Source organism: Variovorax sp. GW823-FHT02B07, assembly GCF_058797695.1.
Window position 1 is genome coordinate 570,107 of record NZ_JBXAJX010000003.1, and the last position, 14,553, is coordinate 584,659.

The window sequence follows — 14,553 nt, forward strand, 5'->3', positions numbered from 1 at the left end:
CGCCTCGTACCCGGAACGCCGGGCGTGTCACGCGCACTTTCCACAGCCCTGGCGCCCGCGCCGCGCCACCCGCTTTTTCTCTTCTCTTCTCTCTTCTATATATGTTCAATCCCTCCCAGGAAGACGTGCGCCGCTTCTTCTGCGACGTGTACGCCAAGCACCGGCAGGGCCTGCCGATGGAGCCGCTGGAGACCATCGCGGCCGGCTGGATCGACGAGCACCCCGAGTACCACGAGGACCTGCTCGACGCCGACGCGGCGGTGGCGCGGGTCTACGACGGATCGAACGGCCGCGAGAACCCGTTCCTGCATCTGTCGATGCACCTGTCGATCAGCGAGCAGTGCTCCATCGACCAGCCGCGCGGCATCCGCCAGGCCGTCGAACTGCTGGCCGCGCGCCGCGGCTCGCTGCTGCATGCGCACCACGAGGCAATGGATTGCCTGGGCCAGATGATGTGGGAGAGCCAGCGCGCGGGACGCCCGCCCGATGGCGATGGCTACGTGGCCTGTGTGCAGCGCCGCGCCACGAAGGACTGACGAACTGTCAGCCGGTCGCGCGCGGGGTGGTTCCCTTTCGCGCCGGCAACGCCCCCTGCGCCTTCGCCGCTTCGCGCAGCAGCCCCGCCATCGCGGCGCGCAGCGGCGACGGCTCGGCCTCGCTGCGCTGCAGGAGGCCGACCGGCTCCTCGGTGCCGGTGGTGTCGATCGGCAGCCGCACCAGGCGGCCGTCGGCCAGCTCGCTGCGGGCAGCGCCCAACGGCGTGATCCACACCGCATCCGACACCGCCACCAGCGCGCGCGCCACCGCCACGTCGAGCGTCTGCAGGGCATTGCGCGGCAGCGCGAGGCCGCGCGCCGACAAAAAGCTCTCGGTGTTGTGGCGCGGGATCGTGCCCTCGCCGTACACGACCAGCGGATAGTCGAGCACCGCCTGCACCGGCGCCGGCTTGAGCGCGAGCGGATGGCCGGCGCGCACGGCGAACACCAGCGGCTCGGTGTGCAGCAGCTCGAAGCTCAGGCCGCCCATGAGACGCGGATCGCTCATGCGGCCCACCACGAGGTCGAGCTCGCCGGCGCGCAGCTCGTCGAGCAGCGCGGCGTTGGCCGCGCTCTTCACCAGGACCTGCACCGCCGGCCAGCCCTCGCGCAGCCGCGCCAGCGCCACCGGCAGCAGCGCGGGCGCCACGCTGGGCAAGGCGCCGATGCGCAGGCGCTCGATGCGCCCGCCCGCGGCCGGCGCCACGGCCTGGGCGCTGGCGTCGAGCGCTTCGAGCACGCGCAGGGCGTGGGCCAGCAGTTGTTCGCCGGCCGGTGTGAGGCCCTGCACGCCGCGGCGGCCGGCCTGGCTGCGCTCCACCAAGCGGGTGCCGACCACGGCCTCGAGCTCCGACAGCGTCTTGGACACCGCCGGCTGGCTCAGCGCCAGCCGCTCGGCCGCGCGCGCCAGGTGGCGCTCCTGCGCAACCGCGACGAAGGCGCGCAGGTGCCGCAGCTGCACGTTGCGCACGAAATCCTGGCGAAGCTCGGCGGGAGACTTTTTCAATGCCTTCTGGTTATTGAAACTGGAACAATCTTCAATTTACATCATTGATCGCGACTTCTACAGTGCGGGCTTCGGATTCGTCCCACGACAGGAGACAACGTACATGACCAAGACCAGCGGCGCCCAGCCCACCCTCACCCCGCGCGACTGGGACGCCCATCCCAGCTACATCTACCCCGGCTACAAGTCGACCGGCAAGCGCGGCCCGCAGAAGCCGCTCATTCCGCTGAAGGCCTCGCTCGGAGAGCTGCAGCAGCCGGTGTACGGCCACGACAGCATCGGCGAGTTCGACCACGACCTCACGCGCAACGCGCGCGTCAACGGCGAGCCGCTGGGCGAACGCATGATCCTCACGGGCCAGGTGCTCGACGAGCGCCGCCGCCCGGTGGCCAACACGCTGGTCGAGCTGTGGCAGGCCAACGCCTCGGGCCGCTACGTGCACAAGGTCGACCAGCACGACGCCCCGCTGGACCCCAACTTCCTGGGCGCGGGCCGCTGCCTGACCGACAGCGAAGGCCGCTACCGCTTCCTCACCATCAAGCCCGGCGCGTATCCCTGGGGCAACCACCCCAACGCCTGGCGCCCGCAGCACATCCACCTGTCGCTGTTCGGCCAGAGCTTCGCCAGCCGCCTCGTGACGCAGATGTACTTCCCCGGCGACCCGCTGCTGCAGTACGACCCGATGGTCACCGGCACGCCCGAGCGCTACCGCAACCGCCTCATTGCCGACTTCAGCCTCGACATCACCGAGGAAGGCTACGCCCTGGGCTACCAGTTCGACATGGTGCTGCGCGGCGCCGATGAAACGCCGTTCGAGAACCGCTGAAAGGAATTCCCCATGCCATTGATGACCGCACAGGAAGCCGACTTCGGCCAGACCCCCTCGCAGACCGTGGGCCCCTACTTCGCCTACGGCCTCACCGCCACGCAGTACGGCTACAACTTCAACCAGCCCTTCGACGCCGTGCTGGCGCTGGACACCGCCAGCGGCCAGCGCATCCGCCTCGAAGGCCGCGTGATCGACGGCGACGGCAACCCGATCAACGACGCGCTGGTCGAGATCAGCCAGCCCGACGGCGAAGGCCGCTACCCGCAGACGCCCGACGAGGCGCGCGCCCTGGGCTTTCGCGCCTTCGGCCGCGTGGGCACGGGCACCGACGCGCAGAACCGCTTCGTGTTCCACACCGTCAAGCCCGGCACCGAAACGCCCGGCGAAGCCCCGCACATCAACGTGATCGTGCTCATGCGCGGCCTGCTGCTGCACGCCTTCACGCGCGTGTACTTCAGCGACGAGGCCGAGGCCAACGCGAAGGACGCCGTGCTGCAGAGCGTGCCGGCCGAGCGCCGCCACACGCTGATCGCCGAGCGCGTGGAACAAGGCGGCGCGGTGACGTACCGCTTCGACATCCGCATGCAGGGCACGGACGAGACGGCCTTCTTCGACGTCTGACCCCCGGGAAAATCCGGACGAAAAAAAGCCCGCTGATGCGGGCTTTTTCTTTGGAGCACCAGTCTTGCGGACTGGCCTGGCTTACTGAGGCGCGTGATGCAGGCGCGATTCAGGCACGACCTTCAGTTCGCCGGGCAGCGTGCTGATGTAGGTGGCCAGCGTCTTCAGCTCGGCGTTGGTGAACTTCTTGGGCTCGACCTGCGCGGCCATCACGGCGTTGGAGCGGCCCAGGTGGGGGTTGTTCTTCACGCGGTACGACTTCAGCGCCACGAACAGGTAGTCGGCGTGCTGGCCGGCCAGCTTGGGCACGGTGCCGTCGTTCGGCGTGTTGAAGTTGGCGCCGTGGCACTTGGTGCAGCTGTTGTCCTTGTCGCGCGCGATGAGCGCCTGGACGTTCTCGGACGCGGCCTTGGCCGGTGTGGCCGCAGGCGCGTCGCCTTCCTTCACGCCCAGCTGGCTGTAGTAGGCCGAGAGATCGGCGATGTCCTGTTCGGTGAGGCTGTCGGCGATGGCGCGCATCGTCGGATGCTTGCGGTCACCGCCCTTGTATGCGGTGAGCGCGGCCGAGATGTAGGTGGCGCTCTGGCCCGCGATCATCGGGACCTTGTGGATCTCGGGGAAGCTCGCCTGGTAGCCGATGATGCCGTGGCAACCCACGCACATCTGGACCTTCTTGGCTCCGTCCTGGGCCTTGCCAGTGACTTGTTGGGCTTGGGCCGAGACCGTCACGCAAGCGACAGCAAGGGCAAACATCGTGGTCAACAACTTGTTCATTTTGCGCGCACAATCTCGTGGAGATACAGTTTTTCGAATCAACATTCGATTATATGCAAGGGTCCCACGGGAACCTCGCGCGGGCTGCACAAGAGACTGCGCAATGCAGATCGAGTGTGTTCTTTTCTCCACCCTGCCTCCGCTCCACTCATGAAATTCAAGGGCTCAGACAACTACGTCGCCACTCAGGACCTGATGCTGGCAGTCAATGCGGCCATCACACTCCAGCGCCCCCTGCTCGTCAAGGGCGAGCCCGGCACCGGCAAGACCATGCTGGCCGAGGAAGTGGCGCAAGCGCTCGACATGCCGCTGCTGCAGTGGCACATCAAGTCGACCACCAAGGCGCAACAGGGCCTGTATGAATACGACGCCGTGAGCCGCCTGCGCGACTCGCAGCTGTCCGACGTGGACGGCGGCGAGCGCGTGAAGGACATCCAGAACTACATCGTCAAGGGCGTGCTGTGGCAGGCCTTCACGGCCGACAAGCCGGTCGCGCTGCTGATCGACGAGATCGACAAGGCCGACATCGAATTCCCGAACGACCTGCTGCGCGAAATCGACCGCATGGAGTTCTACTGCTACGAGACGCGCGAACTCATCCGCGCCAAGCACCGTCCGCTGGTGTTCATCACCTCGAACAACGAGAAGGAACTGCCCGACGCCTTCCTGCGCCGCTGCTTCTTCCACTACATCAAGTTCCCCGATGCCGAGACGATGAAGCACATCGTCGCGGTGCACTTCCCGGGCCTGAAGCAGGAGCTGCTCACGTCCGCGATGAAGACCTTCTACGACGTGCGCAACCTGCCCGGCCTGAAGAAGAAGCCCTCGACCTCCGAGCTGCTCGACTGGCTCAAGCTGCTCGTGGCCGAAGACATCCCGCTCGAAGCCCTGCAGAGCAAGGACGACAAGGTCGCTGTGCCCCCGCTGGTGGGTGCGCTGCTCAAGAACGAGCAGGACGTGACCCTGTTCGAGAAGCTCGTCTTCATGCAACGCAACAACCGCTAGGCCATGAGCCGGCAACCGCATTCCACCAGACAGCTGATGAAGCTGGGCATCGCCCAGGCGGTGCTGTTCGTGGTGGGCGCGCTGATCGGGCGCGGGATCGGGCTCTTGCTCGGGCTCGACGCCTTCGGCACTGACAGCAAGTACGGCACGCGCGAGATCGTCGGCATTGCGCTGATCGGCCTGGGCGGCGGCGCCGGTGCGCAGGCCGCGCGCGCGTGGTACGTGCACAAGTACGGCGACCCGCGCGGCTGAGCCCCAGATCCATCGAGACCCGCACGGAGACACGGAGAGTTTGCACATGGCGTTCGTCGAACCCGTCACGCTGAAGGCCCGCGGCCTCGCGCTGGTGCCGCTGGCACTCACCCACGAAGACGGCCTGCGCGCCGCGGCCGCCGATGGCGCGCTGTGGAAGCTGCGCGTCACCTCCGTGCCCGAGCCGCAGGACACGCGCGCCTACATCGAGACCGCCCTGAAGACGGCCGACCGCTTCGCCTTCGCCGTCACCGACGAAGCCAGCGGCACCGTGCTGGGCAGCACCAGCTTTCACGACATCCTGCCGGGCGTGAAGCGCGTGGAGATCGGCTACACCTGGTACGCCGAGCGCTGCCAGCGCACCCACGTCAACACCACCTGCAAGCTCTTGATGCTCACGCACGCGTTCGACACGCTGGGCTGCAACGTGGTGGGCTGGCGCACCGACAACTTCAACTTCGCCTCGCAGCGCGCCATCGAGCGCCTGGGCGCGAAGAAAGACGGCGTGATCCGCGGCCACGTGATGCGCCGCGACGGCACCATCCGCGACACCGTCATGTACAGCCTGCGCGCGGGCGAATGGCCCGAGGTGAAGGCCCAGCTGCTGTACCTGCTCGACAAGCCGCGCGGCTGAACGAAACACAAGGAGCGCTCCATGCTCATCGACTTCTTCTACACCCTGCGTTCGGCCAAGCTGCCGGTGTCGGTCAAGGAATACCTCACGCTGCTCGAGGCGCTCAAGTCCGACGTGGTGGGCCCGAACTCCGACGGCGCCTACGGCATCGACGACTTCTACTACCTCTCGCGCACCGCGCTCGTGAAGGACGAGAAGCACTACGACAAGTTCGACCGTGCCTTCGCCGCCTACTTCAAGGGCGTCGAGATGCTCACCGACTTCACCAAGGAAGTGCCGCTCGACTGGCTCAAGAAGACGCTGGAGCGCGAGTTCACGGCCGAAGAAAAAGCCAAGATCGAGAAGATGGGCTGGGACGAGCTCATGGAAACGCTCAAGAAGCGTTTCGAAGAGCAGAAAGAGCGCCACGAAGGCGGCAGCAAGTGGATCGGCACCGGCGGCACCTCGCCCTTCGGCAACGGCGGCTACAACCCGCAGGGCATCCGCATCGGCGGCGCGGGCAAGAACCGCAGTGCCGTGAAGGTGTGGGACCAGCGCGCCTACAAGGACTACGACGACACGCAGGAACTGGGCACGCGCAACATCAAGGTCGCGCTGCGGCGCCTGCGCAAGTTCGCGCGCGAAGGCCACGAGGAAGAGCTCGACCTGGACAACACCATCCACTCGACCGCCGCCAACGCCGGCTACCTCGACATCAAGATGCGGCCCGAGCGCCACAACAACGTCAAGGTGCTGCTGCTGATGGACGTGGGCGGCACGATGGACGAGCACATCCAGCGCGTCGAGGAACTGTTCTCGGCCGTGAAGACCGAGTTCAAGCACCTGGAGTTCTATTACTTCCACAACTGCGTCTACGACTTCATGTGGAAGAACAACAAGCGCCGCTTCTCCGAGAAGTTCGCGACCTGGGACATCCTGCGCAAGTACAACAAGGACTACAAGCTGATCTTCGTGGGTGACGCCACGATGAGTCCTTACGAAATCTTGCAACCTGGCGGCAGCGTCGAATACAACAACGAAGAGGCCGGCGCCGAATGGATCCAGCGCCTCACGCACACCTTCCCCAAGTTCGCCTGGATCAACCCCGAGCCCCAGGGCGTGTGGCAGTACCGCCAGAGCATCGCGGTGATGCAGCAGCTCATGTCCAACCGCATGTACCCGCTCACGTTGCGCGGCCTCGAAGAGGCGATGCGCATGCTGTCCAAGTAACCCGCGGCCCCGCACAAGTGGGGGGCAGCCGCCACACGGGTGCTGTCAGAATGCCCCCATGGTCAGGGTGGCATCCGTTCTTTCGCCGGCGTTGTGGCCGGCTTTGCTTTTTTCCGGCGTCCTGCTTTTGCAAGGCTGCAGCCTGCTGCCTAAAAAAGAGGCGGCGGACACGGGCGCGTCCACCGCGGGCGTGGTGCGCAGCGGCGACAGCAACGGAGACACCGCCAAGGACGACGACAAGGCCAAGGCCGACGGCGGGCGCAACGCCTTCAGCGTCGACGTGCGCGGCCCCGAGACCGAGCGCGACTACCTCGCGCGCCACCTCGAAATCCAGCGCTACCGCGAGCTCGACGACCTGGGCGTGACCGAGGTCTCGCGCCTCATGGTCGCGGCCGAGGCCAATGCGCGCGAGCTGCTGGGCACGCTGGGCTACTTCACGCCCACGCTCACGCTCGAACTCAACGAAACGCCCGACAGCACCGAGGCCCCGCGCGAGGTCGTCATCACCGTGGCGCCCGGCGAGCGCACCAAAGTGTCGACCGTGCAGATCCGCTACGCCGGCCAGATCGCCAACGACCCCAGCGCCGAAGCGCAGCGCGACGCCATCCGCACCGGCTGGGCGCTGCGCGCCGGCGAGCCCTTCACGCAAGGCGCATGGGACGACGCCAAGACCACCGCCTTGCGCAGCCTCACGGCCAAGCGCTTTCCCACCGGCAGCGTGGAAATCAGCCGCGCCGAGATCGACGCCGACCGCCACGAGGCCCGGCTCGGCGTGACCTACCAGTCGGGCCCGGCCTACAAGTTCGGCCCGCTGGTGCTGCGCGGCGTGGAGCGCTACGACGCCGACGCCGCGCGCCGCATCGCGCGCCTGCCCACCGGCACCGACTACGACCAGCAGAAGCTGCTCGACGCCCAGCAGCGCCTGGCCAGCAGCGGCTACTACGACTCCGTGTTCCTCACGCTCGACACCGACAGCAACACGCCGCTGGCCGCGCCCGTGATCGCCCAGCTGCGCGAGGCGCCGCTGCAGAAGGTCGTGATGGGCGTGGGCTTCACCACCGACAACGGCCCGCGCCTGTCGATCGATCACACCCACAACCGCATGCCGCTGCTCGGCTGGCGCGCGGTGTCGCGGCTCTCGCTGGACAACGACATCCAGTCGCTGGGCACCGAGTGGAACGCCGTGCCCGACGACCGCGGTTGGCGCTGGTTCGCCGGCGGCGAACTCAAGAGCGAGCAGTCGGGCAGCTACGTGGTCGATAGCGGCCGGCTGCGCGGCGGACGCAACAAGTCCAGCGACCACATCGACCGCAGCTACTTCCTGCAGTACGACTACGCCCACAACCGCGGCACCGACGCGCCGCCCTCGGCCTCGGCCGTCACCGCCAACTGGGGCTGGACCGGGCGCTACTTCGACGACAACTCGGCGCCCTCGCGCGGCTACGGCCTGGCGCTCGAAATGGCCGCGGGCTACACGCTCACCGGCCAGCAGGTGCCCTTCACGCGCACCTACGCGCGCTGGCTCGGCGTGCTGCCGCTGGGCGCGGCCGACGACAAGAACGCCCGTGCGCGCCGCAGCCGGCTGCAGATGCGCCTGGAGGCCGGCGCCGTCGCGGCCAAGGACAGCGCGCAGATCCCGTCCACGCTGATGTTCCTCACCGGCGGCGACACCACCGTGCGCGGCTACAGCTACAAGCAGATCGGCACCGTGCGCGCCGATGGAAAGACCGTGTCGGGCCGCTACCTGGGCGTGGCCAGCCTCGAATGGCAGCGCCCCTTCGTCTACAAGGACAAGCTCACCGAGTGGGAGAGCGTGGTGTTCGTGGACGCCGGCGCCGTGGCCGACAAGCTCGGCGAGCTCAAGCCCAAGGTCGGCGTGGGCGTCGGCGCGCGCTGGCGCAGCCCGGTCGGCCCGGTGCAGGCCGACCTGGCCTACGGCGTCGACTCGAAGAAATTCCGCCTGCACTTCCGCCTCGGCTTCACCTTCTGACCCGCTTCATGCCGTCCACGCCCACCACAACCACGCCCCGTCCCCGCTCGCGCACCCGCCGCGTGCTGCGCGCGCTGGGCTGGACGCTGGCGGGCCTGTTGCTCGTCGTGCTGCTGCTCGCCGCAGGCACGTGGTGGTGGCTCGGCTCGAACAAATCATTGGCCTTCGCGCTCGCCCAGGCCGCACAGCGCCTGCCCGCGGGCCAGACGCTCGAGAGCCGCGACGTCACCGGCTCGCTGCGCACCGGCGGACGCATCGGCTGGCTCAAGTGGCAAAGCGAGAGCCTCGCGGTCGAGGTGAACGACGCCACGCTCGGCTGGCAACTCGCCCCGCTGTTCCAGCGCAAGGTGCAGCTCGGCGAGATCCACGCGGCGAGCCTGTCCATCGAACGCCGCGGCCCGCCCAGCGACACGCCGACCGAGCCGCTCGCGCAGGTCGCGCTGCCCGTCGAAGTGGCCGAAGTGCCCTTCCGCATCGACGAGGTGCGCTGGGCCGGACCGCCCGCGCTGGAAGCCAAAGGCCTCGCCGGCCGCTACAGCTACCTGGCCGCGCAGCACGCGCTGGACATCGAGGGCGTCGACATCGCCGACGGCCACTACAGCGCCCGCGTGCGGCTGCAAGGCCCGGCACCGATGGCGCTCGACGCGACGCTCGACGGCCGCGTGAAAGCCCCGCTCGCCGAAGACCGCCACATCGAGGTGCAGGCCAAGGCCTCCGTGAAAGGCACGCTGGCCGGCCCCGAGGCGCGCCTGCAGGTCGCCGCCGACCTGCAGCCCACCGAGCCCGACGCCGAAGCGCCCATGGCCGCCCAGCTGCGCGCGCAGATCGCGCCCTGGCTGCCGCAGCCCGTGGTCGACGCCAAGGCCGACCTGCGCAACGTCGACGCCGCCAGCCTCTGGCCCGGCGCGCCCCGGACTCGGCTCACCGGCACCGTCGAACTCGCGCCCGATGCCGCCACCGGCCCCACCGCGTGGAAGGCCTCGGCCGACATCCGCAACGCCGTCGCCGGCCCGTGGGACGAACAGAAGCTGCCGGTCGAGCAGGTCCAGGCCCAGATCGGCTTCGACGGCACGACCTGGACCGTGCCCGAGGCGACCGTGCGCGCGGGCGGCGGCCGCATCGACGCCGAAGGCAGCTGGAGCCCCGCGCCCTCGCCCTGGCAGGTGCGCGCCACCGTGCGCGGCGTGCGGCCCGGCGCGCTGTACAGCGAGCTGTCGGGCGCGCCCGTCGGCGGGCAGATCAGCGCGCGGCAGGCCGAAGATTCCGACACCCTCGTCTTCGACGTGGCCCTCCGCGCCGAAGGCAACGGCGGTGCCGGCAGCAAGGCGCTGCCGGGCTTCGGCCTGGACCGCGCACTGGCGCAGGGCCAGTGGAAAGACCAGGTGCTCGACCTGCGCACGCTGCGCGTCGAAGCGATGCGCGCCAGCATCGACGGCAAGCTGCAGGTGCGCGTGGCCGAGCTTGCCGCCAGCGGCAAGCTCGCCCTCTCGCTGCCGGGCGGCAGCGCGCAGCTCGACGGCCGCATCGCGCCCACCACCGGCGGTGGCGACCTCCAGGCGCGCATCGACGATGCCGAAACGATGCAGCGCTGGGTGCAAGGCCTGCCGGGCCTGTCGGCCGTGTTCGCGAACGCGAGCGCCAAGGGCAGCGCCCGCCTCGACGCCAGCTGGCAAGGCGGCTGGCAGACCGTGCAGCGCCGCATCGAGAACCCCGGCGCCCCCACCGCGCGCGGCAGCGCCGAACCCAGCCTCAAGGCCGCGCTCGCCGTGCCGCGCCTCGACCTGGGCCTGCCCGCCGCCCAGCCCGGCGGCACGGCCACCAATGTGCAACTGCGCGCACTGCAAGCCGACCTCGCCGGCAGCATCGCCCAGGCCACGCTGACGCTCAAGGGGGAAGCCACCACCGGCACGCAGAAGCTGGCGCTCGACACCCGCGCCAGCGGCGGCCTTGCCAGCGCCAACCAGTGGCGCGCCACCCTCGCCAGCCTGCGCCTGCAGGCACAGGACACCGTCACCGCGCGCCCCGGCCAGGGCCCCTGGGTGCTGGAGCTGGGCCGCGAAGTCACGGCCACCGTGCGCGCCACCGACAACCGCCTCGACGTCGAAGCCTCCGCCGCCGACGCCACCCTGCGCGGCCCGTTGCCCGGCACCGTGCGCATCGACTGGCAGCCGCTGCGCTTCAACCAGAGCGGCACCGCGCCCAACCGCGTGTTCCGTCTGCAGTCCAAGGGCCAGATGCAGGGCCTGCCAATGGCCTGGGCCGGCGCGTTCGGCGCCAACGCCACGCTGAGCGAACTCGGCATCAGCGGCGACCTGCTGTTCAACGGCGACTGGGACATCGACGCTGGCGACACCCTGCGCGCCAAGGCCCGGCTCGCACGCCAGAGCGGCGACATCCGCGTGCAGGCCGGCGAGGCCGCGCTCGTCACCCGCATCACCAGCACCGGGACCGGCACCGCGAGCGAACGCACCATGAGCTCAGCCAGCGGCAAGAACGAGATCAACGGCGTCGACGTCACCGCCACCCCGGCCGGCCTGCGCCGCGCCGAACTGCAGCTCGACGCGCAGGGCGACGCCGTGCGCGCCACCCTGGCCTGGGACAGCGAACGCGCCGGCCGCCTCGACGCCGAACTCGGCACCCGCATGCAGCAGCGCAGCGGCGGCTGGCAGTGGGCGCCCGACGCACCGCTCAACGGCACCCTGCGCGCCGCGCTGCCCAACCTGGGCGTGTGGTCCATGCTCGCGCCGCCCGGCTGGCGCATCGCCGGCACGCTCGACGCCAACGCCACCCTGTCGGGCAGCCGCACCGCGCCGCGCTGGAACGGCACGCTCGGCGCCGACCAGCTCGCGCTGCGCGCCCCGGTCGAAGGCCTCGACCTGCGCGACGGCCGCCTGCGCGCCTCGCTCACCGGCGACCGCCTGGAGATCACCGAGTTCACGCTCAAGGGCGGCGCCGGCAGCAACGCGCGCATCGGCGGCCAGAGCGGCAACCGCAGCACCGCCTCCAGCGAAGCGCGCACCGACGGCGGCTCGCTCACCGCACGCGGCGACCTCAGCTGGGGCAGCAACAACAGCACGACCAGCACCGGCATCCGCATGGCCCTGCAGGCCGAGCTGCGCGCCCTGCGCGTGCTGGTACGCACCGACCGCCAGGTGTCGCTGTCGGGCAACCTGCAGGCGCGGCTGGACGACGGCCAGTTCAACGTGCGCGGCAAGCTCAAGACCGACCGCGCCGTCATCATCCTGCCCGACGAGACCGCACCCAGCCTGGGCAGCGACGTCGTCGTGCGCTCGGCCGCCAAGGACAAGGCCGCCGCCGAGGCCGCGCAGCGCGAATCCGCCAAGGCCGACGCCCAGGCGGCCAAGGCCGCCAAGCCCCAGACCGCCAAGCCGCCCGACATCGTCGTCACCTTCGATCTCGGCGACGACTTCGCCGTGCAGGGCCGCGGCATCACCACACGGCTCGAGGGCGAACTGGAAATCCGCAGCACCCGCCTCGATGCCCCGCCACGCATCACCGGCGAAGTGAAGACCGTGAAGGGCCAGTACCGCGCCTACGGCCAGCAGCTCGACGTCGAGACCGGCATCGCGCGCTTCAACGGCCCCTTCGACAACCCCGCGCTCGACATCCTGGCCATCCGCCCGAACATCGCGCAGCGCGCCGGCGTGCAGATTACAGGCTCCGCGCAGTCGCCACGCGTGAAGCTCTATGCCGAGCCCGCGCTGTCCGACGCCGAGACGCTGTCATGGGTCATCCTGGGCCGCGCCTCGGCCACCAGCGGCGGCGAGTCGGCCCTCTTGCAGCAGGCCGCCCTGTCGCTGCTCGGCAAGATCGGCGGCACCACCACCGGCGGCAGCCTGGCCAGCCGCTTCGGTCTGGACGAACTCGGCTTCAAGGGCCCCGGCAACGGCGGCGACCTGCGCGAGTCGGCCGTCACGCTGGGCAAGCGGCTGTCCAAAGACTTCTACATCACCTACGAACGCAGCCTGGGCGGCACCTTCGGCACGATCTTCATCTTCTACGACCTGACCAAGCGCCTCACGCTGCGGGGGCAGGCGGGGCAGACGAGCGGGGTGGACCTGATCTATACGGTGAAGTACGACTGAGAGCCGGGACGCCCCAAGCTGGTAAAGTGCGGGCCGCACCGCAGCAGCGGCGCACACCGTCTTCGTAGTTCAATGGATAGAACGGGGTCCTCCTAAGACTCAGATACAGGTTCGATTCCTGTCGAAGGCACCAGCAAGCCGTTACTCTTCAACCGCTCTCAGGCGGAGCACCACGGCCAGAGCCACACCATCGGTTCACGAGCAGATGCGCGGATCAGGCAGTTCATGCCACCCGGTGAGGCGCCGGGGGCAACTTCATCACGCAACCACCGGACGAGATCCCTCTGGCCTGACGCCCATCTCGCCGCACTCACGTGTACGGATCAGGCGCCAGGGGACGTTGCCGCCCTTCCCGTCAAGTCGGCGACAGAGGAAGCTGGACCGTGACAATCGCCCGGGGACGGGTGTCCAAATTCACGACCGAGCCGACAGATGACAGGACGCCTGTCTTCTGGTTGATGCTGTAAACCGAAATGGAGTCGTCGTTCCAGTTCGCCGTCACAAGGAACCTACCCGATGCGTTGAAGGCAATGTCCAGCGGCGCATTGTCCGTTGCCAGTGGTGCATCCGGGAGCGGGGAGAGTACGCCCGAGCCTGGTGCGACGGCATAGCCCGAGAGAGTGCGCCCCAACCCGTCCGGGATGTAGGCGAACTTGCCAGCAGGATGCACTCGCACCCGGCTCGACGTACCATTCGGAGTCAAGGGCGCCCCGATCTGCGCAAGATCTCCGGTGGCTGAGTCGATGGCGAAAGTCGTGACCTTGGTGCCCGTGACGTACATCGTCTCCCCCGCAGCGTCGAGAGTGACGAACGTTGGCGAAGAACCTGCAGGGACAGACGTCGCCCCGGCAGCGAGCACAGCGCCAGAGACCTGATCGATCGCATACTTGGTGATCGTGTTGTCGATCTGGCTCGCGATATAGACGAACTTGCCACCAGGATGAACAGTGACTCCTACGGGGCTGGTCACCGTAGAAAACGGCGAGCCGGCAATTGCCGTCAGCGCGCCAGAGCCTTGATCAACGGCGAAAACCGAGACGGTGTTGTCCAATGCGTTGGCTGCGTAAACAACGTTGCCGGCCGGATCCACAGCGATCGATTGCGGATAGCGGCCTGTGGGCAAGTCGGTACCTACCTGCGCCAGCGCACCAGTCGTCTGGTTGATCGCATAGATAGAGATGGTGCCGTCTCCCGTGTTCGCCACGTAGAGGAATCTCTTGCTCGGGTGCACCGCGATTGAAAATGGCGAGGCCCCTGCCGCCACGGTCCCGACAGACGAGAACGCACCGGTCGACACGTCGATCTTGTAGATGCCGATGTTGTCGCTGAAGGACTGCGCCACATAGGCAAATTCGGGCGCGCCCGCGCAGGACACCCGCACCGAAGTGACGTTGGCGGAAACGTTGGAGCCTGTGCCATTCGAGACCCTGCAGTTCTGTCCCGAAGGCTGTGCGCCGACCGTCACGGAATAGCTGCTGCCGCCGGCAATGGCCGTCGCGAAAGTGAAAGCGCCATTGCTGCTGACGGACAGTGCATCGCCGTCTGAATTGAGCAGCGTGAGGGACGCGCCTGACTCAAGTCCGGTCACCGT

At 68.6% G+C, this 14,553-nt stretch carries 12 protein-coding genes and 1 tRNA gene; 10 read left to right on the plus strand and 3 right to left on the minus strand.

What is annotated here, in order from left to right; translation table 11 throughout:
• The first annotated feature begins 101 nt into the window (after nucleotides 1-101).
• Nucleotides 102-536, plus strand: a complete 435-nt coding sequence (locus AC1RGU_RS20440) for a DUF1841 family protein (RefSeq protein WP_070062687.1) — start codon at nucleotides 102-104, stop codon at nucleotides 534-536.
• Nucleotides 537-543: 7 nt separating this feature from the next.
• Here AC1RGU_RS20440 and AC1RGU_RS20445 read toward each other — a convergent pair whose 3' ends face one another.
• Nucleotides 544-1,542: a LysR substrate-binding domain-containing protein gene (locus tag AC1RGU_RS20445; RefSeq protein WP_492697656.1), complete on the minus strand. Its 999-nt coding sequence runs from the start codon at nucleotides 1,540-1,542 to the stop codon at nucleotides 544-546.
• Between the two features lie 103 nt (nucleotides 1,543-1,645).
• On the opposite strand from AC1RGU_RS20445, the gene pcaH reads away from it, so the two are divergent.
• Both pcaH and pcaG read left to right on the plus strand, forming a co-directional pair.
• Complete coding sequence (gene pcaH / locus AC1RGU_RS20450; protein WP_095746761.1) at nucleotides 1,646-2,368, plus strand: protocatechuate 3,4-dioxygenase subunit beta; 723 nt, start codon at nucleotides 1,646-1,648, stop codon at nucleotides 2,366-2,368.
• A gap of 12 nt (nucleotides 2,369-2,380) precedes the next feature.
• A complete protein-coding gene (gene pcaG, locus AC1RGU_RS20455) occupies nucleotides 2,381-2,992 on the plus strand; it encodes a protocatechuate 3,4-dioxygenase subunit alpha (protein ID WP_492697657.1) in 612 nt (203 codons plus the stop codon).
• Between the two features lie 81 nt (nucleotides 2,993-3,073).
• On the opposite strand, the gene AC1RGU_RS20460 is transcribed toward pcaG, so the two are convergent.
• A complete protein-coding gene (locus AC1RGU_RS20460; protein ID WP_095746763.1) occupies nucleotides 3,074-3,766 on the minus strand; it encodes a c-type cytochrome in 693 nt (230 codons plus the stop codon).
• Nucleotides 3,767-3,916: 150 nt separating this feature from the next.
• On the opposite strand from AC1RGU_RS20460, the gene AC1RGU_RS20465 reads away from it, so the two are divergent.
• The 7 genes from AC1RGU_RS20465 to AC1RGU_RS20495 all read left to right on the plus strand — a co-directional run bounded on the left by AC1RGU_RS20465 (nucleotide 3,917) and on the right by AC1RGU_RS20495 (nucleotide 13,095).
• Nucleotides 3,917-4,771, plus strand: a complete 855-nt coding sequence (locus tag AC1RGU_RS20465; protein WP_119552286.1) for an AAA family ATPase — start codon at nucleotides 3,917-3,919, stop codon at nucleotides 4,769-4,771.
• A gap of 36 nt (nucleotides 4,772-4,807) precedes the next feature.
• Nucleotides 4,808-5,023, plus strand: coding sequence for a hypothetical protein (locus AC1RGU_RS20470; protein ID WP_235926943.1), 216 nt, complete (start codon nucleotides 4,808-4,810; stop codon nucleotides 5,021-5,023).
• Nucleotides 5,024-5,069: 46 nt separating this feature from the next.
• On the plus strand, nucleotides 5,070-5,657 hold the full coding sequence (locus tag AC1RGU_RS20475; protein WP_492697659.1) for a GNAT family N-acetyltransferase: 588 nt from the start codon (nucleotides 5,070-5,072) through the stop codon (nucleotides 5,655-5,657).
• A gap of 21 nt (nucleotides 5,658-5,678) precedes the next feature.
• Nucleotides 5,679-6,866 (plus strand): vWA domain-containing protein, encoded by a 1,188-nt coding sequence (locus AC1RGU_RS20480; RefSeq protein ID WP_062482585.1) that lies wholly within the window; start codon nucleotides 5,679-5,681, stop codon nucleotides 6,864-6,866.
• Nucleotides 6,867-6,924: 58 nt separating this feature from the next.
• Entirely contained in the window at nucleotides 6,925-8,856 is a 1,932-nt protein-coding gene (locus AC1RGU_RS20485; protein WP_492697661.1) for an autotransporter assembly complex protein TamA, read from the plus strand.
• An 8-nt stretch (nucleotides 8,857-8,864) separates the two neighbouring features.
• Nucleotides 8,865-12,962, plus strand: coding sequence for a translocation/assembly module TamB domain-containing protein (locus AC1RGU_RS20490; protein ID WP_492697663.1), 4,098 nt, complete (start codon nucleotides 8,865-8,867; stop codon nucleotides 12,960-12,962).
• Nucleotides 12,963-13,020: 58 nt separating this feature from the next.
• Nucleotides 13,021-13,095: transfer RNA gene (locus AC1RGU_RS20495), tRNA-Arg, on the plus strand.
• 222 nt (nucleotides 13,096-13,317) lie between these two features.
• Here the strand turns inward: AC1RGU_RS20495 and AC1RGU_RS20500 are convergent.
• Nucleotides 13,318-14,550: a lactonase family protein gene (locus tag AC1RGU_RS20500; protein ID WP_492697664.1), complete on the minus strand. Its 1,233-nt coding sequence runs from the start codon at nucleotides 14,548-14,550 to the stop codon at nucleotides 13,318-13,320.
• Between the last annotated feature and the right edge of the window lie 3 nt (nucleotides 14,551-14,553).